The following is a 26029-nucleotide window of genomic DNA, read 5'->3' on the forward strand; positions in this document are numbered from 1 at the left end:
CCGCGGTCGAATCACCTCTTCTGATTCACCGTGAGCAGAAGCCTGTCCCGGATGGTCCCGCGTCCGCATCATGTGCAGGTGTGACCGAGTCGCGGACCCATCAACGTCCGGTTTCGTAGGTCGAACGGACGCTGCGCGACGGGATTCGACCTTCGGAACCGAAGAACCAGGAGATACCCATGACGACCCATATCGACAGCGACGTCCGCATCTCGCGCCTACCGGTACCCGACCGCGCCACCCTACCGCCGAAGCTGCGGGCTCAATTCGACGCGCTGGAAAAGCAACTCGGGTACCTGCCGAACTGGGCGAACTCGTGGGGACTCGGTGGTGAGAATACCGTCCGCCTGATCGACTACATCCTCCCGCTGCTCGATCCGTCCCGTGGAGAGCTGAGTTACGCCGACAGGGAACTGCTCGCCACGGTCACCTCGGCCGAGAACGGTTGCTCGTATTGCCGTCTCAATCACACGAAGTCGTTGACCGAGGCATTGGGCGACAAGATCCTCGCGACGCGCATCGGCCTGGACTATCGCGAGGTTCCCGAACTGACCGATAAGCAGCGGGCGCTCGCCGAACTCGCCGCCAAGGTGGCGCTGCACACCCACGAGGTCACGGACGCCGATTACCAGCGACTCCAAGAGCTCGACTACACACCGGCGCAGATCTTCGAAGCCCTGCTCGTCATCACCGTATTCGCGGCGGCGAATCGGTTGACGGTCGCGCTCAACGTCATTCCCGACCGACAGTTCTTCGAATAGACCGGCACGCCGACGGCATTCGGCACGTGCCGCCGGATCGGTGCCGCGCCGGATGGCGCCGTCCGGGCTTCCGGCGGACGAGCGGGTCGCGCGGCACGCCCAGGATTCGTTCGGCGATCTGGTTGCGGGTCTCCTCGGCGGCGTCGAGCAGACCTCGGGCCGCCCGGCGCGCCTTCCGGCCGTGCAGGATCGCGCGTGCGATCTCACCGAGTTCCCGGTGTTCGTCGGTCAGGGCAATACCCATCGGTGCCCTCCTCGGGGCGGCGGTGTCCGGTATCCGGCCCGTTACCGTGGGCGGCGACCCCGTCCCCGGTTCGTCCGAGCGGCGATCTGCCGCGTATCCGGCGAGGTCGGCTCGCCCTCTTCGGAGTGTCACCGACCGGGGACGTCCTGGGTACGGGTATCGAGGAAACGCCTGTACGTCGTATGACGCGGTATTCCGAGCCGAATACCCGATCCGCCGGCGGGGAGCAGAATGGAGCCGTGTCGGAACGCCGGGACCACCCTCAGTTCACCTATCCGGAAGTCGGCGCCACCCGGGATGCGTTGCCGCCGGGCTATCACCATGTGCGGGTGCGCCGCCCGCTCGGCCGTGGCCGCGGCGATTTCGCCCGCCTCGGCGATGCCGTACTGGCCTACCGGATACAGCGCGGCCTGCGCATTCTCGGACACGCACAGACTCCGGTGGCCGAACCGGGCGCCGCGATAACTCTCGTGCTGGGCGCCGGCCCGATCGCGCTGCACGCGCCGTGCCGGGTGATCTATGTCCTCGACGAACCGGACCGGCGGGGCTTCGCCTACGGAACCCTGGACGGCCACCCGGCGTCGGGGGAGGAACTGTTCGCCGTCGAATACGAATGCGCCACCGATACCGTGTACGGGGTCATCACCGCGTTCTCCCGCCCGGCAACCTGGTACACCCGGCTGGGCGGACCTCTCACCCGCGCAGGGCAGCGCTTGGCCGCCTATGCCTACCTGGCGACATTGCGCCGCACGCCCGACCGGTCCTAGTCCGGTACATCACGGGCGCGGGGCCGGGGGCCGATCTGGTCGAGAAGGATGTTGACCTCTTCCGGGAAACCGTTGGTCACCGGTTTCGGGGTCTTGTTCGGAAACCGGCGCGTGACGTGTTCTTCAGCGGCCGATCCGGGGAGCACATAGACGGTTTCGGCCTTGTTCTGCAACGGCCGTACGACCCCGTTGAGGTGGCCCTTTCGATCGTCGACATAAGCGCCGACGACGTCCTCGCCCGCCGGGCACACGGCCATACAGTAACCGGCCTTGTAGTTGGGTTTGAACGACAGGCTCTGCCACATCGCAAACGATTCGCCCGTGGTCACCCGCGCCCGGTACTCGTCCCGGCTGTCGCTGTCGGCGACGGTTTCGGCCCAGTCGGTGAAACCACCCATGAACTCACGGTAATTGTGCGTGTAGCACGCCTGGAAGTCGAATCCGTCGCCGTCGGTGATCGCGCCGACCGGGCACGCGGATATGCACAGCTTGCATTCGAGACACGGGTTGAAATCCAATGGCGCACCGGGTTCGTCGACGATGGCATCGGTGACCACGGTGCCCAGCAGGATGAAGTTACCGAACTTCGGGTGAATCACGTTGCGGTGTATGCCCATAACGCCCAGCCCGGCGGCCTCCGCGACCACCTTGTGCGCTATCACCCAGATCCGTCCGGGGAACTGCTCGACCTCCATCGGGTATCCGGGTGACGGGTACACGGCGCGGTATCCGGCGTCCTGGAGCGCTCTGGTGATGCGGCGTGAGACGTCGTTGGTCTCGTCGTCGGCGTGGTTGAACTCGGTATTGGCCAGGCTGCGCATGGGACTGCGCAGGTTGTCGCGGTTCATCCGCACGCAGAACGAGACGAATGTGCGTGCGGTGGGCAGGATCGCGTGCGCGTGCTCCAATTCCTCGGCCACCCGCCGATCGTCGACCGCCACGAATCCGACATCGTCGGCGCCCGCCTCGAGGCAGATCTGCCGCAGGTGGGAGGCGGCCAGAACCGGTGCCGGTGCCGGGCGTGGATGCGCCGTGACCTGTGCGACTGTCGGGTGGTCGGCGAGGCGCTGCCGTCTCTTGGGTTTTCGGTCCATGGTCGACATCGGTCCCTCCTGATTCCGGTGAGGCCGAACGGCCTCACCGGAATAGACCTCGCGGAGGGCCGAAAATCATCGCGGGTCCACCGGGTGGTTCAGGAACTCGTCGATGTGTTGTCGACCGAGGTCGAGGGTCGGTCCGCGCGCGAGAACACCGCCACCAGGAACTCGGAGTCGTCGGTGAACGGGCGCAGGTCCCAGGTGGAGAGCAGCAGATCCACCGTCAGCCCGCCGGCCGTGGCGTCGCCGAGGAACTGCGGGAACTCGTAGCCTCGGCCGGCGCCGAATCCGATGACCACCCGGCCGTTCGGGGTCAGGTGACGCGCGAACTCCGCCAGCACGGCTTTCCGGGTGGACGGTGCCAGAAAGGTCATCACATTGCCCGCACATACGATGACATCGAAATCCGCCGCGATTCCGCGGGCCGGCAGATCCAGTGCGGCGAGATCACCGACCAGCCAGGTCGGGCCGGGATGGTCCTCCTCGGCTGCGGCGATCAGCACCGGATCGACATCCACGCCGACGACCACGTGACCGGCGTCGTGCAGGTAGCCGCCGAGACGACCCGGTCCGCAGCCCGCGTCGAGCACCCGCGCGCCGCGGCCGAGCATCGCGTCGACCAGCCGTGCCTCCCCGACAATATCCTGACCCTCCGCGGCCATGGCCCGGAACCGTTCCACGTACCACGTCGAATGCGTCGGATCGGCTGCGGTGATCTCCTCCCACCGGCTCGGGGTGCGGTCGCTCGAAGCGCGGGTGTTCATCATCGGTTCCTCCTCCACTCGGCCCTCGACCCATCGACCATCGCGAGTGCGAGGCCGTTGCGGCACGCGGACTGTTCGTAGCGAACTGTAGGAGCGTCGGGCGTCCCGGGCCGGCGCTCCCCGCATCACCGCGGGCGTATCAGCTCTTTCCGAGGGCCTCGGTACGGATGAGGCCCAGCATGCTCGGATTGTTCGACGTCGTGGCGACGTTGACGGTCGCATGGACATAGCGGTCGTCCTCGGCGAGCCGGAGCAGGGAGGCGGCGAGATCGGCGCGAGAGGTGAACCTGCCCGCGGCTCGCCCCTGGGTCACCGTGTAGTCGGTGACGGTCGGCAGGTTGTACAGACCGCTCGGACGGACAATCGTCCAGTCGAGCTCGGACGCTGTGAGCAGGGCTTCCATCGCGCGCATATCGTCATAGAGGGTTTTGCCCAGATAGCGTGCGATAAAGGGCTGTAGTACGCGGTTGAACAGGAACCCGGCGTCGTCGAACGACTGGGGTTCCACCGCGCTGGAGGAGACGACCGCGATTCGCCGTATCCCGTGACCGCGCATCGCGGTGGCGATATTGGCCACTCCCGCGGAATAGGTGGTGATCTTGTCCCTGCTGTACGGAACACCGAGCGTCGACAGTACGGCGTTCCCGCCGGCTATGGCCGCGTCGACCGCGGCCGGGACGTGTACGTCACCCTCGAACGTGGTCAGGTGGGGGTGTTCGATCGGGAATTCGCCGGTTCTGCGAGTGACGGCGACCACCTCGTGGCCGGCGGTGAGCGCCTGCTCGGTCAGTAAGCGGCCGGTGGGGCCGTTGGCCCCGAAAACAATGATACGCACGGGTTTTCCTTCCGAATTGTGACCTGTGGCCGTCTCCTGTGGTCGCCGACAGGGGTATCGGCGCGTGGGTCGCCGGCGGATATGGCGCCACGTCCGTCGGGTGCGGGGGCGGGATATCGCTTGTCGCATGGCCCGCGGCGACAGTGTCGGCGGATCTCGGGGAGGTTGTCAGGGCAGTGAGACGCATAGATTTCCTATCTAGGTCTGATAATATGATATCCGTATCATACGGGAATGAGGACATTTTGCAAAGTTTGTCCGGGATGTGGCGAGAGGCGCCGATTCCGGTGTTATGGAGGCCGCGCTCCGTCATATGGGCCGATGCGGCCGGCCGTCACCGGGCAGTCAGGAGGTCAACGATGAAATCGACGATCACCAGTGCAGGAGGAGATGTCGGTGGGCGCGTGCTCGAACAGGCCGCGGCGGCGTATTGCAAGGTCACAGCGGTGATGTGAGATCCGGACACTGTGTCCACGTGGGTCCGGGTCGTGACGCTCGATTCGGCCGATTCGGCCCCCACGATACTCGAGGACGCGGTGCCGTCGCGGTCCTCTCCGGCGGTCCCGGAACGGGCGGCATACGATCGATACACCGTATTATCCGAGTCTCGGATTATGTGAGGAGAGTATGGCAAAGACGAGCGCGGGAACGGGCCGACAGCGTAGGCGGTTGGTCTCGACCGTCAAGGAGTCGCTGCGCGAACTGCGCATACATATGTCTTTGCTGAACCATCAGGTCGGTTCTCAGGTGGATCTCAAGGATGTCGATCTCGATTGCCTCGACATCGTCAACCGGCAGGGGCCCCTCAGTCCCAGTGGTATCGCCCGTCTCGCGGGTCTGCATCCCGCCACCATGACGGGCATCCTCGATCGGCTGGAACGCGGAGGGTGGGTTGTTCGTGAACGTGACTTGTCCGATCGTCGTGCCGTCACCGTTCGTCCGCTGCGCGGCCGCAACACGGAACTGTTCCGGCACTATGCGGGTATGAACACGCTCATGGATGAGATCTGCGCGGACTACAGCGACGCCGAACTCGAATTGATCGCCGGCTTCCTCCGACGCACCAGCGCGGCCGGGCGGGACGCGACCGATCGACTCGCGGCCGGTTGAGCATATCCGGGGCGATGTCGACGCCGAAGCCCTGTTCGGCGTGACGTTCATCGTCTGCCGCGGAGGGGCCTGTCACCTCGGCCACGGGTGCACCACGCGGCCGACAGGCGGTGGGGCCCGGATTTCCCGGCGCCGGCGCTTCGTCGGCCGCGTGGTATTCGCGCGGACTCGAGACCGCCGTTCACCGGCGAGAACCGGCCCGGTATCGCTATGCGTGCTGTTCCGGGGGAACTTCGACAGCAGGAGTTCGGTTTCCGGTCGTCCGGTGGCGCTCGTTTTCGGTGCGGCCGTTGCGTGCCAGGAGGAAAGCGATTACCGCCATTGCCAGCAGGACCGCCGCACCGGCCGTCAGCGCCGCGTGGATACCGGTGACGAACGATTCTCGCGCCGCGGTGACCAGGGCGGCATCGGATCCGGCATGCTGGATCGTCTCGCCGAGTGTCGGGGCGAAATCACCGCCGGACCGGAACACCAGCGCCGCCAGCGACCCCAGCAACGCCAGCCCGAGGGCATTGCCGAGTTCGAAACTCGTCTCGGAGATTCCGACCGCGGACCCCGCCCGTTCCGGCGGTACCGACGCGACCGCAACCTCCGAGACCAGGGTGAAGACCACGCCGTAGCCGATACCGGCGATCGCCGAGCCGGCGATGTACCAGCCGACGCCGCCGTCCAACCCCACCCCGAGCAGCAGCAGATTGCCGACCGCCGCCACCGCCAGCGCGGAGGCGAACGCCCATCGCACACCCAGCCGACGCCCCACCGCCGATCCGGTCATGGAGAATACGAAGACCGTGATCGCCATCGGGATCCCCAGCAGCGCCGCTGCCAGCGGATCGCGGCCGGTCACCGACTGCAACCAGATACTGGTCAGATAGCTGAGACCGGCCAGCGACATCATGCCCGCCGTACTCGACCCGATGGCGACCGAGAACTGTGCCCGGCCGAACAGTCGCAGATCCAGCAGCGGTTCCGACAGCCGCCGCTGCCGGCGCACGAACAGTGTCAGCATCGAGACGCCGGCCAGCGCGCTCAGCAGTGCCTCGGCGTCGAGCCCGTGCTCGGCGGCGTGTTTGACCGCGTACACGGCGGGCAGGATTCCGCCGATCGACAGCGCCACGCTGGGCAGGTCCAGGGGGCCGAGGGTGTTCGCACGGTGTTCCGGCAACAGCAGCGGGCCGAACAGCAGCAGTATCAGCAATACCGGGACATTGATCAGGAACACCGAACCCCACCAGAAGTGGTGCAGGAGGAATCCGCCGATGATCGGCCCGACGGCCGATCCGCCCGCGAAGAACGCGGTCCACACCCCGATGGCGGTGGAACGCCGCCTCTCGTTCGGGAACAGGGTGGAGATCAACGCCAGGCTGGACGGCAGCAGAGTCGCCCCGCCGGCCCCCATCAGCGCCCGCGCGGTGATCAGCACGGCGGCATTCGGCGCGAAGGCCGCGAGCACCGAGGCGATTCCGAACACAGTGGCGCCGACCAATAGAATGGTGCGCCGTCCGATCCGGTCGCCCAGATTGCCCATGGTGATCAGCAGCCCGGCGATCAGGAAACCGTAGATATCGAGAATCCACAGCTGCTGGGCCGCGGTGGGATCGAGATCGACGGTGAGGGTGGGCAGGGCCAGGAACAGCACCGACATATCCATCGATACGAGCAGCACCGGCAGCAGGAGTACGCCGAGACCCCACCAGGCCCGAGACGAGCCGACACCGGGCTCGGCCGCGGGTCGCGCCGTGTCCAGGTTCGTCATAGTGCTCCTTTCGCCGCCTCGGGGCATGGGGAAGATCGGTGCGCCGGCATTCGCGCCGGAAGGGCCGAGCCGTGCGGTGCACATACTCGTAACACGGTCGGTGGGACGGGTGTTCCGGTGGGGGAGTGAGCGACGCCACTGGTTAATTGATTAGCGCAAACAACTGAACTATGGTTAATTAGCGAAGGAAACTAATTCCCCTTGGAGTCACCGTGCCCATCTCCTCCGATACCGCGCAGAATCTACTCGGCGAGCTGTTTCTGGTCAGCCGAGCGCTTCGCGCTACCTTGGCCCACACGGACGCGGGCCAACTCCTGCCGGGCGGTCTCGGTGTCCTCAGCACCCTTGATACCGCGGGCCCCTGCCGTCAGGTCGACCTCGCGGCCGGTCTCCGTATCACGCCGTCGGCAATGAGCCGACATATCACCGAACTGGCCGCTGCCGGCTACATCAGCCGGCAGGCCGACCCCAGCGACGGCCGCGCCACCCTCGTTCAGGTCACCCCTGAGGGCCGCGACCTCCTATACCGCGTCCGGGACTTCCACACCCGGCACCTGCAGGAAACCCTGACCGACTGGACCGAGGAGGAGGCAGAACAGGCGTACCGGTTCGTTTGCCGGCTCCGGAGCTCCCTCAACTCTCGAACTCGCTGTGGCGCAGCGGACGAGAATCAGCAGATTTCGAAAGTGAGAACCGATGTCTGATACCGAGGCGCCCGCCTCTCGCGATCCGCTCGTCATGAGCCATCGCGAAATCCTGGAAGCGATGACCGGGCTGTTGGCCGCGCTGTTCACCGCGCTGCTCAGCACCACGATCGTCGCCAACGCCCTGCCCACCATCATCGCCGATCTGCAGGGCTCACAGACGGCCTATGCCTGGGTCATCACCACCGCGCTACTGACCAACGCGGCCTCGACCCCGATCTGGGGCAAGCTCGCCGACCTGTTCAACAAGAAGACGCTGGTCCAGACGAGCATCGTCATCTTCGTCGTGGGCTCGGTGATCGCCGGTCTCGCGCACAATGTGGCCCTACTGCTCGCCGCCCGCGCCCTGCAGGGTGTCGGTATGGGCGGTCTGACCGCATTGGTCGTCGCAATCATCGGCAGCATCATCCCCCCGCGGGAACGCGGACGCTACTCGGGCTATATGGGCGCGGTGATGGCGGTGTCCATGACCGGCGGACCGATTCTCGGCGGCGTCATCGTGGACAGTCCGCTGGGCTGGCGCTGGTGCTTCTACATCTGCGTCCCGCTGGCCGTGATCGCGCTGCTCCTGCTGCAGCACACCCTGCGCCTGCCGACCACCCGCAAAAAGAACGTGTCGATCGACTGGCTCGGCGCCACCCTGCTCACCGCGGGTGTGTCCGTGCTCCTGATCTGGGTCTCGTTCGCGGGTAAGGCCGGATACTACGAGTGGTTCTCCACCGAGTCCGCGCTGTATGTCGGCGGTGGTGTCCTGCTGCTGGCGGCGACCGTGGTGGTCGAGGCCCTCGTCAAGGACCCGGTCATCCCGCTGAAGATCGTCACCGAACGCACCACCGCCCTGGCGATCATCGCCTCGGTCGCCGTCGGTGTCGGCATGTTCGGCGCCACCACCTTCCTGGGCCAGTACTTCCAGACGGCGCGTGGATACTCCCCGACCGCCGCAGGCCTGCTGTCGACGCCGATGGTGGCCGGTATGCTCGTTTCCTCGGTGATCTCCGGTGCGCTGATCACCAGGTTCGGCAAGTGGAAGAGGTTCGTGGTCGGCGGTGCCGCGCTGTTGGTCGTGGGTTTCGCCCTGCTGTCCACCGTGGACCATGCCACCCATATGTGGCTGATCGGCGCCTTCATCACCGTGACCGGCGCGGGTGTCGGCATGATGATGCAGAACCTGGTGCTGGCCGTGCAGAACACGGTGAGTGTGCAGAACATCGGCGCTGCATCCAGCAGTGTCGCCTTCTTCCGCACCTTCGGCGGTGCCATCGGCGTCTCCGTGCTGGGCTCGGTCCTGGCCACCCGGGTGAGCGAACTGTCGACCGCCCGATTCGCCGAACTCGGGATCCACACCACCTCGTCCGGCGGCGCCAACCTCAACCTCGCCGCGCTGCCCGCACCGATCGCCGAGATCGTCCGCTTCGCCTACGGCGACGCGACCGGACGTATCTTCCTCATCGCGGCGGTGGCGACGGCGGTGGCGTTCATCGCCGCGACCCTGCTGCCGAACCGGCCGCTGCGGCGCACGATCGATATCGAACCGGCGGCCGATCCCACCGCGGCGGCCCATATGGAGTCGAAGGAGGAGATCCCCGACGATCTCGCCGAGCTCGACACCATGGTCGCCGCCGGCGCCGGCTCATCGGGTCGGGACCAGGAACGGGTGTGGGAGGACACCCCGCAGGTACGGCCCGAACCAGTTCCGGTCGGTGTGATGGCGGGGCACATCCCGGCCGAACGGAACGGACACGGCGCGTACGGGGCCGCGGCTCCGGCGCCCGCCCTGTCGATCGCCGAGTTCTCCGGGGCCGACCTCGACGGTGGGTCGCTCGGAGGCCGTATCGGACGCGACGATGGCCGGCCCGTGCCGGGTGCCGCGCTGACGCTGATCGACCAGCACGGCCATCAGGTCGCGCGGGCAACCGGGACCCCGGACGGCGGCTATACGATCGGCGCGCCTCGGGCGGGCAGCTATGTGCTGATCGTCTCGGCGCCGGGGCATCAGCCCACGGCTGTCAATGTGGCGCTGGCGCAGCAGCCGCAGCAGCTGGATCTCACCCTGACCGGGCTCGGCGAGCTGTCGGGTGTGGTCCGGTCGGCCCGCGGCGGTGAGCCGCTCGCCGGCGCGACCGTCACGGTGACCGACCAGCGCGGCGAGGTCGTCGGGTCCGCCGCCTCGGCGGGCGACGGGGCCTATGTCTGCCACGGCGTGGTCCCGGGCATCTACACCCTGGTGGCCGTCGCCGACCATATGCGGCCCAGCGCCACCACCCTCACCGTTCCGGACAGCGGTCTGCTGCGGCGCGATATCGAGCTGACCCCGATGGCCGTGCTCACCGGGTCGGCTCGGGCCGACGGCGGACGGGCGGTGCAGGACATCCAGATCACAGTGCTCGACGCGGCCGGCGATGTGACCGCCACGGCACGAACCGACGAGAACGGGCGCTACGTCGTGACCGATCTGCCCGAAGGGCAGTACACGATCGTCGCCCGCGGCTATCCACCGGTTACCGGGCAGGTCACCGTATCCGGTGACGAAGCCGGGTACGACGTGCGACTCGGCTATGGGACGGAGGACCGTTCATGACCGGATTGACCGCCTACGTGCGCAGCACCGAGGGCTGGCCGGTACCGAACGCGGTGTTGACCGTGACGGACATGAGAGGACGCCAGATCGGGCGCGCGATCGCCGAGGAGACCGGCGTGGTGACCACAGAGCCACTGCCGCCGGGTTTCCACACCGCGGTGTTCACCGCCCCGGGGTATCAGCCGCTGGCACGGACCGTCCAGATCTCCTCGACGGGAGCGGGATCGCTCGGTGATATCACGCTCGTATCCATGGTGGGCACGGTCGCGCTGCCGCCGCCCGGTCCGTGGACGATCGACCCGGTGCACTCGACGGTGATCGCCACCGCACGCCACCTGGGTATCGCGAGTATCAAGGCCCGTTTCGCCGAGGTGAGTGGGCGGCTCGATATCGCCGAGCCGTTCGAGCGGTCCTGCGGCCACGCCGAGATCAAAGCGGCCAGTATCGATACCGGTATCTCGATGCGCGACAACCACCTGCGTTCGGCAGAGTTCCTGGATGTCGAGAGTTATCCGCTGATCTCCTTCACCAGCGACGGGATGCGTCGCACCGGCGGTGACACCTGGGTGATGCCCGGCGAGCTGAACCTGCACGGGCAGCGTCGCCCGATCGATCTCGAGCTGATCTACGGTGGTTTCGGACCGGATCCGTGGGGTGGTATTCGCGCCGCCTTCCACGCCGAGACACTCCTGCACCGCAATGACTTCGCGATCGACTACAACGCGGTGGTGCGTGCGGGGGTGGCCGCCGTCGGTACCACGGTCAAGCTCGAACTGGATATCGAAGTAGTGCAGGGGGAGCAGCTCCCGGCGATGTAGGCCCGACGACGAACCGGCCTTGCCCGGCCTTCCGACCCGTTCGGACAGGCGGAGCAGGGCCGGTTCGTCATATGTGGCGACCTCCTGTTCGGAGAGCTCGCACCGGGGTAGGTCGCCGGCGTTTGCCCCGACGACCATCCAGAGGTGCGCGATGTTCATCCACAACAAGGATCTGCAGTTCGACGTGCGTGTGAGCCGGCCCGACCCACGGTTCGCCACGCTGTTGCAAGGACAGTTCGGTGGCGTCAACGGTGAGCTCGAGGCAGCGATGCAGTACTTCGGTCGGGCATTCGTGCTGCGGCGCAGGCACCCGAAGATGTACGTGCGACCGGATGCCGGTGGTGGCCAGTGCCGACGGCCGGGAACAGGCCATTCACCAGGTTGCCACCGACCCGCTGTTCCTCGCGCTGCGCGGTGGCGGCCCCGATGTCGTTCCTGATGATCCGCGAGGTCGCGCGTTTCCAACAGTTCACCGCGGCGCTCAACGATCTGCCGGTGAACTTCCCTCCTGGTGTCCTGCCCGGCGACGACCGCTTCCAGAATCTGGCGTTCACCGTGTCCGACGGGGATTCCGATCGTAGCCCGTGGCACGAGGGGCAGGGACCGTGGCCCGACGGCGTGGAATGGCAGTACGTCGAGGACCCGGTTCGCGACTGGCTCGGCACCGAGAAACGGGAGAACCAGGGCGTTACCCGCGAACCCCGAGGGGAGCCCCGCGGTGATGGGAGGCAAGCCGTTCACGCATGAACAGCGCAGCCCGGCCTGACGATAGGACAGGCCCACGGCCACCCGTAGGGGGGAGATGAGAACCTATGGACGCGTTGACTTTTCTCCGCCCGGACCACGAAGGTGCGCTCGGCATGACCGAGTCGCTCGAGCGTGGCCGCGGCAACAGCGACGCCGAGTTGCAGTCCCGTAATCACCTGGCGACCGGCCTGGTGATGGTCGCATCCCAGCATGAGGCGGTGGAAGAACAGCTGTTCTGGCCGGCCGTGCGCAAGATACTGTCCGACGGCGACGAACTCGCCGATCGCGCCACAGGTCAGGAGTACCCGACCAAACGGTGACATCACCGCGCGCGAGTACCGGCCTCGAGCGTTGCCACGGCCTCCCCCGGAACGGAATCATTCCGAGGGAGGCCGCTTTCGAGAACGATGACCGACGAGCCTCGGCGGGAGGACGGGTTCGCCGCTCCGGGCGGGCGAATGCTTCTCTCGGGTCAGTGGACCAGAACCGGGTGCTCGCCTTCGGCGATCTGCTGGGCGATGGCATAGGCCAAGTGCAGGAAGTCGGCCCCGGCCAGGGCGGCGGCCGCGTCCGTCACCATATGCGTCACCCGGGAGCGAAAACTTGACCGATGGTCAGGGCGGTGATGAGCCAAACATCGAAACAGAACGGACAGCCGAGCAATCCACCGATACTGTGCCCGACACCCTCGCCGGACTTCGGCTGCTCCGTCACCTCGCCGGGACCACCGTCCCCGGCAGGCCGGGTGAACGGTGCTCGGACCGGCGCGGTGACGGCGCCCTTGGTCACCAGACGCGACAGCTTGTGCGCCGCCAGCGCGGTGACGAGCAGGTCACGGACGTTCATGGTGTGCGGCAGCCGCCGATCGGTCAATCCGCCGAGCAGCGTGGCCGCCGCCACGAGTGTTCCGTAGGCGAGGATCGTCGCCACATAGCCGCCGAGAGGGCGGCTTTCGCTCATGGCCGGAACACCGCCCGGACACACCCTTCCTTCTTGTTCTTGAACAGGTCATAGCCGCGCACGGCGTCATCCAGCGGCATATCGTGGGTGATCAGGTAGGAGGGGTCCAGGTCGCCTTGTTGGATGTAGTCGAACATCCGTGGCATGTACCGCTGTCCGTGCTGCTGGGCGGTGCGGAGGGTGAGGCTCTTGTTGGTCAATATGCCCATGGGGAACTTGTCGGTGAGGCCATAGATGCCGAGTACGGAGACGACACCGCCCTTACGGCACGCCAGGATCGCTTCTCGCAATGAGGTGGCGCGGTCGGTTTCCATGCGCAGCAACTGTTTGACGCGGTCGTAGAGTTGCTGCAGACCGGTACCGTGTCCTTCCATACCGACGGCGTCGATACAGGCGTCGGGTCCGCGGCCGCCGGTCAACTCGCGCAATGTCTCCTGAACACTGTCCACCTCGGTGTAGTCGATCGTCATCGCGTCGAACCGTTCGCGGGCCAGGGCGAGCCGCTCGGGGAACCGATCGATGACGATGACGCGGCCCGCGCCGAGCAGCCGGGCGGAGTGTCCGGCCATCAGACCCACGCCACCGCTGCCCCACACCGCTACCGTGTCGTCGGGAGCGATATCGCAGAAATCCGCTCCCATAAGGCCGGTCGGTACGGCATCGGAGCAGAACAGTGCCTGCTCGTCGGTGACCCCGTCGGGGATCGTGAAGCAGTTGACGTCGCCGAACGGCACGCGGATGTAGTTGGCGTGCGAACCCTGGTAACCGCCGAAAGGATGGGTGTAGCCGTAGATTCCGCCGGTCGGGTATCCGAATACCGGCTGTTGGAAGGCGGCGTTCGGGTTGGTGGTGTCGCATACCGAATACAGGTCGTGCTCGCAGTACCAGCATGAGGAGCACCCGATGAACGAGGGGACGACGACCCGATCGCCGACCTTCGTCGCGGTGACCTCCGAGCCGACCTCCACCACCTCGCCCATGAACTCGTGTCCGAAGACGTCCCCTTCGCGCATGCCGGGGAGGTAGCCGTCGATGAAATGCAGATCCGAACCGCAGGTCGTGGTCAGCCGGACCTGCACCATCACGTCCTGAGGGTTGACCAATTCGGGGTCGGGTACGGTTTCGACCGCCAGGTCGTTGACGCCGTTCCAGCAGAGTGCGTGCATCATTCCTCCTGGTCCGTCGAGTGGCCGCGCGCGCTCGGGTTGTGCTCGAGCGTGGGTGCTTCCCCGGTCTGCAGCAACGCGCGTGCCCGATAGAGCGCCGTGAACGCCGCCGCACCGGTGAGTAGATTCGGCGCCGGCGTCATCGCCCGGATGGTCACCTCGGTGCCCAGGTCATGGGGGGCGTCGGCGAAGCCGATCGCGATCTCCGCGATATCGGGGTCGGCGGCGTCGACGAACCGCAGTCCGTTCTCCTCCACGACGGAGGTGCTCTCCCAGGTGACCGGGTGCTCGCTCTCGGGAGCGAACGTCCACTCGAGGTGATCGGGTTCGGTCGGGTGGATCTCGGCGATCCCGTCGAGTGTTCGGGCCAGGTTTTCGGGTTCGCGCCAGAAGCGCTCGACCTCGGGCCGGGGGCGTTCGATGGTCATCGTCTGGTGGCTCGAACTGCTCGAGCCCCTGCCGACCACACCGGCCACTTTGCCGACCAGCGTGGCCAGTTGCTCCTTCGCCTTGTCCATGTAGTGCATCGCGTATCCCTTCGAACGAGGATCCGACACCGTGACAGCTTGGCGGGTGGTTCGGTTCGGCAGTACCCGACAGGGCCGAGGACAAACGGGCTCTCCGGTATCCGGCGTGGGTGTTTCCGCACGGTTCCACGGGGTAAAGCGGCAGCGTCAACGAGGAAAGGAGTGAAGAACGTGCGCAAAACCATCGCGGTTTCATTTACGGCCCTCGTTATCACGTTGGGCGGAGTGGGCGCGGCGGAAGCGACTCCTGCCTATCCATCGGAGCACCTTGCCCAGGTGGCCCAGACCATGGACAACCACGACGACCACGAGAGTGACAAGACCGGGCTCTGGGGTTTGCTCGGTCTGCTCGGACTAGGAGGGTTGGCCGGGCTGATGCGCCGGAACCAACCCCGGTCTGTGGGGACTGCGCCCGGAGTACCCCCTCGGCAGCCCTGATCTTTCTTCGAGATGTTGGTGCTCGGTGATCACCGAGCACCAACATCTCGTTCATTCGGGTCACTCGGGTCCCGATACGGTCAACACCGTATCGGCGATGTGTCGGTTGTGCTCGAGTTCACCTTCGAGCCTGCGCAGTGTCGGCGCGATCCGAGACTCCACCAGATCGCCGGTGAGGTCGACGCCCGCCACCAGAGACACCTGCTTCGGCCCGACGTATTCGAGTCGCGCGAACCGCACCGCCGCCACCTCCGGCATGGCCTCGATCTGCCGCACCACGGCCTGCCGGATAGCCGGCGATGCGGGCTCCCCGGCCAGAAATCGCCGGTTACGGTCGATGAGTACCACGGCGATCACGCCGAGTAGGACGCCGACCAGTATCGACCCCAGCGCGTCCCACATTGCCGCCCCGGTGAGCTGGTGCAGCCCTAATCCGGCAAAGGCGATGACGATACCGAGCAACGCCGCGCTGTCCTCGGCGAACACCGCCCGCAAGGTCGGGTCCGAGGTCTCCAGGACGTAATCGAGCACATCGCGGTCGTAGGTTTCGGCCTCGTCCCGAAGTTGCCGGGTAGCCCGCATCCACGATGTACCCTCCAACACGAACGAGACCGCGAGCACGAGATAGGCGAGGGCGTACCCCTCCTGTGTCTCGTTCCCGTGCAGCAATTCGGTGATGCCGTGCCAGACCGATACGGTGGCGCCCGCGACGAACAGGCCGACCGCGGCCGGCAGCGACCAGACATAGGCCTCTCGCCCGTACCCCAGGGGATGGTCGAGATCGGCCGGGCGCACACTTCGGCGGTTCGCGGTCAGCAGGAAGATCTGGTTGCCGGTATCGGCCCAGGAGTGCACGGCCTCGGCGAGCATGGACGCCGAGCCGGAGACCGTCGCGGCAATGGTTTTCGCGACCGCGATGGCGACGTTCGCGGTGAAGGCGATGAGCACGGTGCGCATACTCTCCCCGCCCTGCTCCCGGCGGGATTCCGGAGCGGGATGGGCCGCTGCCCGCACCTTCGCGAGAACGGTTCGGTGCCCGACAGCCATTACGGCCCGGCCGTATCAGCTGTCGCGATTTTCGCCGAGCTCATCGGCGATGGGATGGCCGGAGATCTCCTTCTCCTGCTCGGCCAGGCCCGGATGGGTATGTGTACGCCGCCGGCCCGCCCGGTCCGCCGGTGACCGCTGCGGGTCCAGGTTCACCGATTGCAGGACTTCGCCCACATTGGTATAGGACTCGGGCGGAATCGCGTTCAACGCGCGCACCGTATCGTCGTCGGCGCCCGCCCGCGTCGCGCAGCGCACCAGATTCGCTTTTTCGGCCGGGAAATCCGCGATAGAGAGTGCCTGCCGGACTCGATCGGCATCGGTTGCCACCATCGACGTACCTCCTCGTTCATGCGGACAGGCGAACTCGCCACGTCGCGATACCCGCCGCGGGACGCGACAAACCCGTGCCGCGGTCGTCCGTTTGCGCGGCCGGGGCCCGGGTAGGGCGGTGGTATGGCGAGAAGCGTTTTCCGCGATCGGCGCGACGCCGGTCGGGTGCTCTCGAAGCCGCTCGGGCGGTACCGCGATTCGGATGTCGTGGTGCCCGCCCTGCCGCGCGGTGGGGCGCCGGTGGCCTACGAAGTGGCCCGTGCGCTCGACGCGCCACTCGACGTTCTGGTCGTCCGCAAACTCGGTGCCCCGGCGAACTTGGAACCGGCGTTCGGGGCTATCGCCAGGCCAGTGGGGATGTGTTCGTCACCAGTGACGACATGCTGCGCGCGGAGGATGTCGGTCCGGATGTGATGGAGCGGATCGCCCGCATGGAGGGGCGGGAACTGCGCCGCCGCGAGCGGGCATACCGAGGTGACCGTCCGCTGCTCGACGTCACCGGACGCACTGTGATCGTGGTGGATGACGGGTCGGCGACCGGCGCCACCATGAACGCCGCCGTGCGGGCCGTCTACCGGATGCGTCCCGCCCGGGTGGTGGTCGCCGTGCCGGCCGCGCCCGAATCCGGTTGCGCCGACCCCGATGAACGGTTCTGCGCAGAACAGAACGCCCGGCTGGTTTCGGCCGCCGAGGAGTACTACCGAGCGATGTTCGGTACCCGTGTGTCGTCGTGGAACCTGCGTGATGAACATATGTTCCGCACGCTGACCGCGTTGCGCGACCATGTGGAACAGCGCCTCGGCTCTGAGGCGAAAATCGTTGTATGGGCTCATAACTCGCATGTGGGGGATGCCGGGGCCACCGAGAGGGGGACGGCCGGCGAGTTGAATCTCGGCCGGCTCGTGCGGGAGAACCATCCCGCCGTATCCCGGCTTATCGGGTTCACCACGCACACCGGCACCGTCCTCGCCGCCGACGAATGGGACGGCCCGGCCCACGTCGAACGTGTCCGACCATCGCTGCCCGGCAGCATCGAAAATCTGTTGCACCGCACCGGCCGCGACCGTTTCCTGCTTCGGTTCGACCGTGGCCCGGTACCGGAAGCACTTCGCTCGGCGCTCCTCGAACGCGCCATCGGCATGGTCTACCGCCCCGACACCGAACGGCGCAGCCACTACTTCCACGCCCGCCCCGCCGACCGGTTCGACGCGCTCGTCCATTTCGACGAGACCACCGCCCTGCAACCCCTCGATCTCGTCTCTCGCCGTGACGCCGAGGAACCCGGGAGACCTACCCCTACGCCGTGTGAGCGCGCCGGTCCCGCAGCCGATCGGTGGCCCCGGGGCCTGCCGCGGCACGCCCGGGTGAGGAAGTCGTCGGCCTCGCCGGAGGGCAGTTCCGTGCCTTGCCGGAACTGCCCTCCGGGCATGGCGGCAGGGAGGCGGGTCAGTTCGACGTCATCGCCTCGGCGTATCGCCGCTCGAGTACGGCGATCGTCTCGGTATCCGGTATGCCGGCCGAGCCGGTATCGAGCAGATCCCGCAACGCGTCGAGGCAGGCATGGTAGCCGGCGGCCGTTCCTTCCGGCCCGTGTGGACCGGGCGTGCCGAGCCGGACCGTGCAGATCAGCCGGGTGCCGGCTTCCTGTGGGATCAACTCGAACCGCAGATGCTCGGTATCCCAAGTGAATTCGAATACCCGCGGCGGGTCCCAGGTGAGGATACGCCCCGGCAGGACCGGATCGTCCGTATCGACCCCCGCCTGTTCGAGTTCCGTGCTCGCTCGTTCCACCGATTCCGGCCAGAACGGCAGCCGGATATCGGCGCCCTCTCGACGTTCGCCGACGATATCCGCGGGGAACCAGTACCGCAGATGTTCGGATTCGGTCAGCGCTCGCCATACCTTCGCGGGTGGGTGCGCGAGGTTCCGTTCGTATCGCACTCCGGTTCGGTTGCCGTCGTGCAGGATATCGCCGAGCCGTTCGGTCAGTTGGGTCATATCACTCCTCGGGTTCGTCGGGCAGAGTGTCGAGATAGCGTTCGAATTCGTCGAGTCGATCGGCCCAGATCTCTCGGAACGGGGCCAACCAGTCGTCGATCTCCCGGAGCCGGGCCGGGGCCAGGGAATAGTGTCTGCGCGGACCGTCGACCCGCACCCGTACCAGCGCGGCCGCGTCGAGCGTCTTCAGATGCTTCGACATATTGGGCTGCGCGGTGCCGAGTACATCGACGAGCTCGCCGACAGTGCGTTCACCGTCCCGCAGAAGATCGAGGATCCGCCGCCGGGTGGGGTCGGCGAGCACCTCGAAGACATCACGTACCACACCGATATATTCTCCAATAGGAATATTCCTGTCAAGGAATATTTTGGTGCCCAAGGTGAACGGTCGTGTTCCATCGGAGAGCCCGTTCCGTGCGTCATTGGGATGATGTCGGCATGGACTACATCGGACGTGGCGATCCGCAACGCACCCTCGAACTGCTGTGGGGTAGGCGGCAGCCTCCGCGGCGCGGTCCGAAACCCAAACTGTCCGTGGACGATATCGCCGCGGCGGCGCTGCGTATCGCGGACCGGGACGGGCTGGTCGCGGTCACTCTGCGGCGTGTCGCCGAGGATGTCGGTGTCACCGCCATGTCGCTGTACGGATACGTGCCCGGAAAGGCCGAACTTCTCGATCTGCTCGCCGATCGGGCCTACCGCGACTACCCGATGTCCGACGATATCGGCGACGACTGGCGGACCCGCATCGAGGCCGTCGCCCGAGCCAACTGGACGATGTATCTCGCTCATCCATGGTTGTTGCAGATCGCCGCCGGGCGGCCCCTGCCCAGCCCCCACCTCATCGCCAAATACGACTACGAACTCCGCGCCGTCGACGGGCTCGGCCTCGGAGACGTCGCCATGGACCTCATCGTGAGCTTCGTCAACGACTATGTGCGCGGCGCCGCCCGTGCCGCCGTCGACACGTTTCGCGCAGAGGCCGAGACCGGCCTGACCGACCGGCAGTGGTGGGAGGAGTTCGGGCCCGCGCTCGCCCGCGTCCTCGACCCCGACCGGTATCCCACCGCGGTTCGGGTCGGCAGCGCCGCCGGCTCCGAATTCGGTGCCGCCTACGACCCCGAACGTGCATTCGATTTCGGGGTGCGGCGGCTCCTCGACGGTCTGCAACCCTTCATCGAGGCCCACCGGACGGCGACCGAGAGCACGTCGAGCCGCTGACCCACGGATGTCGGAGTTCTCGCTACTGCCGAGCGGCCTGCTCGATCACCCCGGCGACCACGGCGGGCCGGGACACCAGTGCGGCATGCGAGGCGGGAACCTCACTGGTATGGGCGTTGATTCGCTGGGCCATGAAGCGTTGCGAGGCGGGTGGGATGACGCGGTCCTCACCGGCCACCAGGTACCAGGTGGATTTTGTCGACCACGAGGTGGGCCCCGAAGGTTCGAGAGTGGCGGTGAGTGCCAGCGACCGCTGGTGGGCCACCATATCCGCCGTCGTGGCCGGGTCGACATCCTGGGCGAAGACCTCGTGGAAGTAGGCGGGGTCCACGTAGGTGTCGAGACCGAGGCCCTCGCTCGCCGGCTTCACCGACAGGGCGGGCGGCAGCAGCCTGCTGCCGGGGAAGCGGATCGGGTCGAGGGCGAGCTGCGTCGGTTCGCCCTCCTGCGGGGCGAACGCGGCGATGTAGACGAGGTCGGTGACGTTATCGGCCTGGACATCGGTGATGACCGTGCCGCCGTAGGAGTGCCCGACCAATACGACCGGACCGTCGATATCGGCGAGGACACCCTCCACCGCCGCCGCGTCGTAGGCGGGCCCGCGCAGTGGATTCTCGGGGACGACCACTCGGTAGCCATCGGCGCGGAGTTCACGGGCGACACCGTCCCAGCTGGTGGTGTCGGCGTACGCACCGTGTACCAATACCACGGTCGGCGGTAGCGGTTCCGCGTTCGCCGGTACCATCGTTGTCGCGATACCGGCGAGCGCGATGCCCGAGGCGGCCGGTATCTGTCGGAGTGCTTTCGGTAGCCACATGGCGTCTCCTTCGGCTGTGCAGTGCGTGGGTCGGTATCGCCACGACCTGCGCGACAGCGGCCTCGGTGCGGAAGCCGGCCTGTTGCTCGAAATCTGCACGCGAGGGTGACGTGGCGATCTGTGCGCTGTAGTCCGTACCGGTGGTGTGCCGGACGCGGAACCACCACATACCCGGGAGTCAGGAAGTAGCCCTCGGTGAACTCGCGGTACAACGCGGTGGCGAAGGCGGTGTGGGCGACCGGCTGGGAAAGCACCTGCTGAACGAAGGACACATCACCGTGCTCCTTGGCCATGAGTGACAGGGCGAACGTCATATTACCGCCGACCGAGTCGCTCACCATCGCGATCAACGAGGTGTCCGGTCCTGCGTCGGCGGAGGAATCCCGTTCGGGACGGCGGAAGATCGGTGGAACCGAGAATGCGTAGGATGACGCCTGCCCGTAGGGAAGGCCGGTGCGAGTCCGGGGCTGTCCCGCAACTGTGAGGTTCCTTCGGGAGCCGAAGCCAGATACCTGCGGGTGAGGTAACGAAGCGGTCATGATCACGTGGGTTTGATCGATGCGCCGAACGAGCCGCCACATGCGGCCCGGTTCCGCATGTCGTCGTCGCGTGAGCAAGCGCGATAGGAGCAGGACATGCGACGAGCCCGGGCGGCCGATCCGAGCCGACGCGGCTTCCTGATCGGGGGCGCGCTCGTGGCCGGAGCATTGCCGAGTGGCTGCGGTCGTAGCTCGACCTCGATCGGCCCCACCGATACGTTCACCGCGGCCTTCCAGGGATCGGGCGCGGGGGAGGGCATCGACCCCGGTGTGAACACGCTGTTCCTCGATGAGGTGCGGATGGAGGCCGTCTACGACGGGCTGTTCGAGGTCGCCTCGTCCATGACGCCGCTCCCGCGCTCGGCCGTCTCGGCGGAACCGAACGCCGACGGTACGAAATGGCGAATCGTGCTGCGGGGGTCCTCGTTCGAATTCCTCTGGGCCGAATCGACCCCCGGTCCCGAAAAACATGCCGAAATCTATCGGACCATGCACGAAATACTCTACGACCGAGGAGGACTCGTGTTCTTCGGAAACACGCACTGGAACAGCGCGGCCGACAAGCGCTACCGCGGTATGCCCGCCTCCGTCTCCGATTCACCCGAGTGGGCCCGCTTCGACCGGACGGCGGCGCTGTGACGCGCACCGTCCTCGACGCGGAGCGCGCGCGGTACTGGGTCGACCGGTGGGATCGGCAGCAGGAGCACTACATGCCCGACCGCGAGCGGCGTTTCGAGGTGATCGGTGACGTCGTGACGGAGTTGCTCGACCGCCCCGACCCGTTGCTCGTCGACCTCGGTGTCGGGCCGGGAACTCTGACGGATCGACTGCTCACCCGATTTCCCGACGCGACCGTCATCGGGGTGGATGCCGACCCGCTCCTGCTGGGCCTGGCCGATCTCACCCTGGACCCGCGCCGCTTCCGCAGCGTCCGGGCCGATCTGCGCGAGGACGGCTGGTTCGACTCGCTCGCGCCGGCCCGCGCCCCCGACGCGTTCGTCAGTACGACGGCGCTGCACTGGATGAACCGCCTACCACTGCGCGCCCTGATCCGCTCGTGCGCGCGGGCGCTGCCGGCCGGTGGCCTGTTCGTCAACGGCGACCATCTCTACGAAGGTTCCGCCGGCCCCCGACTCGACGCTCTGGGCCGCTCCATGACCGCGCGCCGCGCCCGCCGGACGGGCACCGCCGATGCGGAGGACTGGTCGGCGTGGTGGACGGCCGTCGAGGAGGCGCCCGAGCTTGCCGAACTGGTCCGGTTGCGCGCCGGTGGTTTCGAGCACACCGTGCATGACCGCCCGTCCGTCCACGACTACCTGGACTTCGCCCGCGAGGCGGGCTTCGCCGAAGCCGGAATCGTCTGGCAGTACGGCGACGACCGTGTCGTGGTCGGGATCCGGTAGGCGCGTCCGTGGATGTGTCGTCGATACCGTTCGGCCGCTTCGTGCTGTGGCGGGTGAGTATCGGGGTCGGGCAGCTGCTGGTTCTGCTGATTCTGGTGTTCGCGCTGTCGCTGCTGCTGCCGGGCGACGCCGCGGACGTGCAGGGCAACCCCGTGCTCGGTGCGCAGCAGCGCGAAGCGGCCCGCGAGTTGCTCGGCCTGGATGCGCCCCCGGCGCAACGGTTTCTCCACTGGCTCGCCCATGCGGTGACCGGTGACTTCGGCGTCTCCTACGCCAACGGCGCTCCCGTCGCGGACCTGATCGTCGAACCGTTCCTGGTGACCGTGCTGATGGCCGTGCTGTCATTACTGCTGTGGGTGCCCTTGGCCGTGACGGTGGGATTCGCGGCCGGGCTGCGTCCGGGGTCGCGGCGGGACCGCGTGATCACCACGCTGTGTGTCGGGCTCGACGCGGTGCCGGATTTCGTCCTCGCGATCCTGCTGGTCACCTCCGTCTCCCTCGAGCTCCGGCTGCTGCCCGCGACCTTCCTCGGGACCGAGCCGAGCACGATCCTGCGCCGCCCCGAGTATCTGGTTCTTCCGCTGGTCGTCATGGTGGTCCGGGTGGCCGTCCCCGTGGTGCGACTTGTGCGGGCCGGGGTCGTGGATGTGCTGGACCGGCCCTATATCGTCCAGGCGCGTCGTCTGGGCGTCGCACGGGGTTCGCTGCTGATACGGCATATCGCGCCCAACGCCCTCACCCCGGCCGTGCAAGAACTCGGACGTACCGGCGGCGGGCTGCTGTCCGGAGTGCTGATCGTGGAGGCCGTGTTCGTCATGCCCGGGATCGCCTCGCAGCTCATCGGAGCCATCGGAGACCGGGACGATCCGGTGATCCTGGCGATCGTCCTGATCACCGGCACGGCCGCGATCACGACCAATGTCGTGGTCGACCTGGTCGGGCAGCGTCTGGTCCCGCGGTCCGCGGAAGGTGTGCGCCGATGACGTGGCGGCGCGGGGTGTACTCGGTGTTCGTGGCGGTGCCGTTGCTGGTCGCGTTCGCCGGACCGGTCGTGGCCCGCTCGGCACCGTCCCACCGGCAGGCACCGTTCGGGCCGTCGGAGTGGTCGCCCTTCGGCACCGACCGACTCGGCCGGGATGTGCTGGCCGCCGCGCTCACCGGCGGGGTCACGTTCATCCTCGTCGCGGCGGCGACGGTCCTCGGCGCCTATCTCCTCGGCTTCCTGATCGGCGTGACGGCCGCTGCCGCGCCCCGAGCCCGGCTCGACGAATTGCTCATGCGTCCCGTGGACGTGCTCCTGTGCCTGCCGTCTCTGCTCGTCATCATGGTCGCCGCGCTCCGATCCCAGGGTTCGGCGGTGGCGATCGCCTGCGCCATCGGGATCGCGTTGACGGCCCCCATCGCCCGATTCGTCCGGATGGCCGCACGCGATGTCGCCCACGGACCCGTAATGGACGCGCTCCGCATGCAGGGTGAGAGCCGCGCCTACCGCTACGGCCGGTACGCCGTCCGCGAGCTGGCACGTCCGCTCGCCGCGGACCTGGCGATGAGGTTCACCGCCGCCGTCTACTTCCTCGCCTCCGCCAACTTCCTCGGCCTCGGCTTCGAGACCACCTCGACGGACTGGGCGGTCTCGGTGGCGGCCAACAGGGACGCGCTCACCATCGCACCGTGGTCGGTTCTGCTGCCGGCCGGGCTGATCGTGCTGTTGGTCGTCGGAATCAACCTGCTCGCCGACGACCTGCTCGCCGATCCGCGAACCCTCGCTGTCCGCGCCGAACTCCGGGCACGCCGTGTCTGAGTGGGCGACACCGGTGATCTCGGTGCGCGGCCTGCACGTCCGCGCCGGAAACACCGTACTTCTCGACGAGGCGACATTCGATGTGCACGCGGGCCGGATTCTGACGTTGTTCGGGCCCTCCGGCGCGGGAAAGACCACTCTCGCCGCGGCTCTGGCCGATGTCACACGGCCGGGGATCGCCGTGTCCGGCGAGATCCGCCGCGGTGACACGGTCCGGGTCGGCTACCTGCCGCAGGACGCCGCGGCGACACTGAACCCCGCGCGGCGGATCGGGGCCGTGCTCGGCGAACTCGTCGTCCTCCACCAACGGAGCACCGGGGCAGGCCGCGTCACCCGCAATCGGCGTCGGGCACTTGTCACGCAGGCACTGGGATCGGCCGCCTTCGTAACCGACAATGCCGTCCTCGACCTCCTGTTGCGCAAGTTCCCCTCCGAGTTCTCCGGCGGTGAGCGTGTCCGACTCGCACTCGCCCAGGTACTGACCCGTGAACCGGACGTGTTGATCGTCGACGAACCCACCGTCGGACTCGACCCGATCGCGCGGACGATACTGCTGGCCCAGTTGGCCCGATTGCGGCGCGCCGGCAAGGCGTTGGTGCTCATCACCCACGATCCCTTCGTCGTCTCCCGGATCAGCGACCACGTGCTGTCCGTGAAAAACGGGCGCGTGGCAGACGGCGTCCGTACGGTCACCGTCCGCGAAACCGCGAACCGGCCGACCCGCCGCCGGACCGAGCCGGTGCTCGAAGTACGCGATGTTTCCGTGAACGTTCGCAACACTCCCGTCCTGCGCCGGATCCATCTCGAACTGCACCACGGTGAACTACTCGGCCTGACCGGTGTTTCCGGCGCGGGCAAATCGGCCCTGGCCCGCTGTATCGCCGGTTTGTTCGCCGCCGACTCCGGTCGGATACTCGTCGACAGCGAGCCGATGCCTTTGCTACGCAGACGAACCCGCGCGCAGATCGCGGCGATCCAATACGTGTGGCAGGAATCCGCGTCCTCGTTCGACCCGCGTCGCAGGGTCGTCGACCAGGTCGCCGCGACCGCGGTCCGGCTGCGCGGACTCTCCCGGACGGACGCCCATACCGCCGCCCTGGACATGCTCCTCGACCTCGATATCGGCCCCGACCAAGCGGCCCGGTTCCCGGCCGGACTCTCCGGCGGCCAACTCCAGCGCGCCGCCATCGCCCGCGCCCTACTGGCGCATCCGCGCATCCTGGTATGCGATGAGATAACCACGGCCCTGGACCGACCGCTCGCCGCCCGCATCCTCGACTACCTGGACTACTACCGCCACACCCACGACACGGCGATCCTGTCGATCGGCCACGGTCTGCGAAGCCAACTGGATCGCGCCGACCGCATCGCCGTTCTCGACGCGGGACGCATCGTCGACGTCGGAACCCCGAACGAATTGCGTGTCCGCCCACACGCGACGATCCTGCACCGGCTACTGGACGCCGAAGGACTCATGAGCCGCGGCAGCGACGCCGGCGCCGGCGTGTGGACGCCGATCACCCACTGAAGCCGAGAAGTCGACGCATGTGGCTCGGTGCGGAGCGGTGGGATTCGCAACGTTTCCGACACTCGAAGGA

27 protein-coding genes, 3 pseudogenes and 1 riboswitch are annotated in these 26029 nt (G+C 67.2%); of the genes and pseudogenes, 16 read left to right on the plus strand and 14 right to left on the minus strand.

Annotated elements, in window-relative coordinates:
* Nucleotides 1–179: 179 nt before the first annotated feature.
* The gene (locus ON20_RS12735) at nucleotides 180–761 is read left to right on the plus strand and encodes a peroxidase-related enzyme (protein ID WP_040835490.1); all 582 of its coding nucleotides are present in this window, start codon (nucleotides 180–182) and stop codon (nucleotides 759–761) included.
* On the opposite strand, the gene ON20_RS40995 is transcribed toward ON20_RS12735, so the two are convergent.
* Nucleotides 733–1005 carry a hypothetical protein gene (locus ON20_RS40995; protein ID WP_040835491.1) on the minus strand — a complete coding sequence of 91 codons (273 nt, stop codon included), beginning with the start codon at nucleotides 1003–1005 and terminating at the stop codon, nucleotides 733–735. The two genes, ON20_RS12735 and ON20_RS40995, sit on opposite strands and share 29 nt — an antisense overlap.
* A gap of 239 nt (nucleotides 1006–1244) precedes the next feature.
* Here ON20_RS40995 and ON20_RS12745 point away from each other — a divergent pair, with 239 nt between their 5' ends.
* Entirely contained in the window at nucleotides 1245–1772 is a 528-nt protein-coding gene (locus ON20_RS12745) for a DUF1990 domain-containing protein (RefSeq protein ID WP_040835582.1), read from the plus strand.
* Here the strand turns inward: ON20_RS12745 and ON20_RS12750 are convergent.
* The 3 genes from ON20_RS12750 to ON20_RS12760 all read right to left on the minus strand — a co-directional run bounded on the left by ON20_RS12750 (nucleotide 1769) and on the right by ON20_RS12760 (nucleotide 4468).
* A complete protein-coding gene (locus tag ON20_RS12750; protein WP_157228826.1) occupies nucleotides 1769–2866 on the minus strand; it encodes a 4Fe-4S binding protein in 1098 nt (365 codons plus the stop codon). The genes ON20_RS12745 and ON20_RS12750 overlap by 4 nt on opposite strands.
* A 98-nt stretch (nucleotides 2867–2964) precedes the next feature.
* Nucleotides 2965–3633 carry a class I SAM-dependent methyltransferase gene (locus tag ON20_RS12755; protein WP_051162362.1) on the minus strand — a complete coding sequence of 223 codons (669 nt, stop codon included), beginning with the start codon at nucleotides 3631–3633 and terminating at the stop codon, nucleotides 2965–2967.
* Nucleotides 3634–3772: 139 nt separating this feature from the next.
* Nucleotides 3773–4468 (minus strand): NAD(P)-dependent oxidoreductase, encoded by a 696-nt coding sequence (locus ON20_RS12760; RefSeq protein ID WP_040835493.1) that lies wholly within the window; start codon nucleotides 4466–4468, stop codon nucleotides 3773–3775.
* Between the two features lie 627 nt (nucleotides 4469–5095).
* On the opposite strand from ON20_RS12760, the gene ON20_RS12770 reads away from it, so the two are divergent.
* Entirely contained in the window at nucleotides 5096–5578 is a 483-nt protein-coding gene (locus ON20_RS12770) for a MarR family transcriptional regulator (protein WP_040835495.1), read from the plus strand.
* Nucleotides 5579–5786: 208 nt separating this feature from the next.
* On the opposite strand, the gene ON20_RS12775 is transcribed toward ON20_RS12770, so the two are convergent.
* Nucleotides 5787–7334, minus strand: a complete 1548-nt coding sequence (locus ON20_RS12775) for an MFS transporter (RefSeq protein WP_083864886.1) — start codon at nucleotides 7332–7334, stop codon at nucleotides 5787–5789.
* Nucleotides 7335–7546: 212 nt separating this feature from the next.
* Here ON20_RS12775 and ON20_RS12780 point away from each other — a divergent pair, with 212 nt between their 5' ends.
* From ON20_RS12780 to ON20_RS12800, 5 genes and pseudogenes are all read left to right on the plus strand, one after another.
* Complete coding sequence (locus ON20_RS12780) at nucleotides 7547–8038, plus strand: MarR family winged helix-turn-helix transcriptional regulator (RefSeq protein ID WP_051162321.1); 492 nt, start codon at nucleotides 7547–7549, stop codon at nucleotides 8036–8038.
* Entirely contained in the window at nucleotides 8031–10616 is a 2586-nt protein-coding gene (locus tag ON20_RS41000; RefSeq protein WP_083864887.1) for an MFS transporter, read from the plus strand. Before ON20_RS12780 ends, ON20_RS41000 begins: the two co-directional genes overlap by 8 nt.
* The gene (locus ON20_RS12790) at nucleotides 10613–11434 is read left to right on the plus strand and encodes a YceI family protein (RefSeq protein WP_040835496.1); all 822 of its coding nucleotides are present in this window, start codon (nucleotides 10613–10615) and stop codon (nucleotides 11432–11434) included. The genes ON20_RS41000 and ON20_RS12790 overlap by 4 nt, the downstream gene beginning before the upstream one ends.
* A gap of 151 nt (nucleotides 11435–11585) precedes the next feature.
* A pseudogene (locus tag ON20_RS12795) lies at nucleotides 11586–12200 on the plus strand (manganese catalase family protein).
* Nucleotides 12201–12294: 94 nt separating this feature from the next.
* Entirely contained in the window at nucleotides 12295–12501 is a 207-nt protein-coding gene (locus ON20_RS12800; protein WP_245547200.1) for a hypothetical protein, read from the plus strand.
* A 265-nt stretch (nucleotides 12502–12766) separates the two neighbouring features.
* On the opposite strand, the gene ON20_RS12805 is transcribed toward ON20_RS12800, so the two are convergent.
* The 3 genes from ON20_RS12805 to ON20_RS12815 are packed head-to-tail and all read right to left on the minus strand — an operon-like array spanning nucleotide 12767 to nucleotide 14834.
* Nucleotides 12767–13141 carry a DUF1360 domain-containing protein gene (locus ON20_RS12805; protein ID WP_245547201.1) on the minus strand — a complete coding sequence of 125 codons (375 nt, stop codon included), beginning with the start codon at nucleotides 13139–13141 and terminating at the stop codon, nucleotides 12767–12769.
* Entirely contained in the window at nucleotides 13138–14307 is a 1170-nt protein-coding gene (locus tag ON20_RS12810) for a zinc-dependent alcohol dehydrogenase (RefSeq protein ID WP_040835591.1), read from the minus strand. Before ON20_RS12810 ends, ON20_RS12805 begins: the two co-directional genes overlap by 4 nt.
* Nucleotides 14307–14834 (minus strand): SRPBCC family protein, encoded by a 528-nt coding sequence (locus ON20_RS12815; protein WP_040835498.1) that lies wholly within the window; start codon nucleotides 14832–14834, stop codon nucleotides 14307–14309. Before ON20_RS12815 ends, ON20_RS12810 begins: the two co-directional genes overlap by 1 nt.
* 171 nt (nucleotides 14835–15005) lie before the next feature.
* Here ON20_RS12815 and ON20_RS37925 point away from each other — a divergent pair, with 171 nt between their 5' ends.
* Nucleotides 15006–15272 (plus strand): WGxxGxxG family protein, encoded by a 267-nt coding sequence (locus ON20_RS37925; RefSeq protein WP_051162364.1) that lies wholly within the window; start codon nucleotides 15006–15008, stop codon nucleotides 15270–15272.
* A gap of 60 nt (nucleotides 15273–15332) precedes the next feature.
* Here ON20_RS37925 and ON20_RS12825 read toward each other — a convergent pair whose 3' ends face one another.
* Both ON20_RS12825 and ON20_RS12830 read right to left on the minus strand, forming a co-directional pair.
* Nucleotides 15333–16229, minus strand: coding sequence for a cation diffusion facilitator family transporter (locus ON20_RS12825; protein ID WP_245547210.1), 897 nt, complete (start codon nucleotides 16227–16229; stop codon nucleotides 15333–15335).
* Nucleotides 16230–16334: 105 nt separating this feature from the next.
* A complete protein-coding gene (locus ON20_RS12830) occupies nucleotides 16335–16652 on the minus strand; it encodes a DUF2795 domain-containing protein (protein WP_218002506.1) in 318 nt (105 codons plus the stop codon).
* 431 nt (nucleotides 16653–17083) lie between these two features.
* On the opposite strand from ON20_RS12830, the pseudogene ON20_RS41005 reads away from it, so the two are divergent.
* Nucleotides 17084–17824 (plus strand): annotated as a pseudogene (locus ON20_RS41005) (erythromycin esterase family protein); the annotation flags it as partial.
* A gap of 274 nt (nucleotides 17825–18098) precedes the next feature.
* Here the strand turns inward: ON20_RS41005 and ON20_RS33085 are convergent.
* A complete protein-coding gene (locus tag ON20_RS33085) occupies nucleotides 18099–18650 on the minus strand; it encodes an SRPBCC family protein (protein WP_051162323.1) in 552 nt (183 codons plus the stop codon).
* A gap of 1 nt (nucleotide 18651) precedes the next feature.
* Nucleotides 18652–18975, minus strand: a complete 324-nt coding sequence (locus tag ON20_RS12845; RefSeq protein ID WP_040835500.1) for an ArsR/SmtB family transcription factor — start codon at nucleotides 18973–18975, stop codon at nucleotides 18652–18654.
* Between the two features lie 113 nt (nucleotides 18976–19088).
* Between ON20_RS12845 and ON20_RS12850 the strand changes: the two genes are divergently transcribed.
* Nucleotides 19089–19871: a TetR/AcrR family transcriptional regulator gene (locus ON20_RS12850; protein WP_040835502.1), complete on the plus strand. Its 783-nt coding sequence runs from the start codon at nucleotides 19089–19091 to the stop codon at nucleotides 19869–19871.
* A 22-nt stretch (nucleotides 19872–19893) separates the two neighbouring features.
* Here the strand turns inward: ON20_RS12850 and ON20_RS12855 are convergent, their stop codons facing one another.
* Nucleotides 19894–20688 carry an alpha/beta fold hydrolase gene (locus tag ON20_RS12855; protein WP_040835504.1) on the minus strand — a complete coding sequence of 265 codons (795 nt, stop codon included), beginning with the start codon at nucleotides 20686–20688 and terminating at the stop codon, nucleotides 19894–19896.
* A gap of 182 nt (nucleotides 20689–20870) precedes the next feature.
* A pseudogene (locus ON20_RS40555) lies at nucleotides 20871–21092 on the minus strand (alpha/beta hydrolase fold domain-containing protein); the annotation flags it as partial.
* A 13-nt stretch (nucleotides 21093–21105) separates the two neighbouring features.
* Nucleotides 21106–21222, plus strand: a riboswitch (cobalamin riboswitch).
* Nucleotides 21223–21323: 101 nt separating this feature from the next.
* Here ON20_RS40555 and ON20_RS37625 point away from each other — a divergent pair.
* From ON20_RS37625 to ON20_RS12880, 5 genes are read left to right on the plus strand one after another with little or no spacing between them, the layout of a single operon-like run.
* Nucleotides 21324–21866 carry a hypothetical protein gene (locus tag ON20_RS37625; protein WP_040835506.1) on the plus strand — a complete coding sequence of 181 codons (543 nt, stop codon included), beginning with the start codon at nucleotides 21324–21326 and terminating at the stop codon, nucleotides 21864–21866.
* Nucleotides 21863–22630, plus strand: a complete 768-nt coding sequence (locus ON20_RS12865; protein WP_040835508.1) for a class I SAM-dependent methyltransferase — start codon at nucleotides 21863–21865, stop codon at nucleotides 22628–22630. The genes ON20_RS37625 and ON20_RS12865 overlap by 4 nt, the downstream gene beginning before the upstream one ends.
* An 8-nt stretch (nucleotides 22631–22638) precedes the next feature.
* Entirely contained in the window at nucleotides 22639–23613 is a 975-nt protein-coding gene (locus tag ON20_RS12870; RefSeq protein ID WP_245547202.1) for an ABC transporter permease, read from the plus strand.
* Nucleotides 23610–24431, plus strand: a complete 822-nt coding sequence (locus ON20_RS12875) for an ABC transporter permease (RefSeq protein ID WP_040835510.1) — start codon at nucleotides 23610–23612, stop codon at nucleotides 24429–24431. The genes ON20_RS12870 and ON20_RS12875 overlap by 4 nt, the downstream gene beginning before the upstream one ends.
* Nucleotides 24424–25959 carry an ABC transporter ATP-binding protein gene (locus tag ON20_RS12880; RefSeq protein WP_083864888.1) on the plus strand — a complete coding sequence of 512 codons (1536 nt, stop codon included), beginning with the start codon at nucleotides 24424–24426 and terminating at the stop codon, nucleotides 25957–25959. Before ON20_RS12875 ends, ON20_RS12880 begins: the two co-directional genes overlap by 8 nt.
* Nucleotides 25960–26029: the final 70 nt, after the last annotated feature.

The sequence above is a fragment of the Nocardia brevicatena NBRC 12119 genome (assembly GCF_000308495.1).
In the GTDB taxonomy this organism is placed as follows: Bacteria; Actinomycetota; Actinomycetes; order Mycobacteriales; family Mycobacteriaceae; genus Nocardia; species Nocardia brevicatena.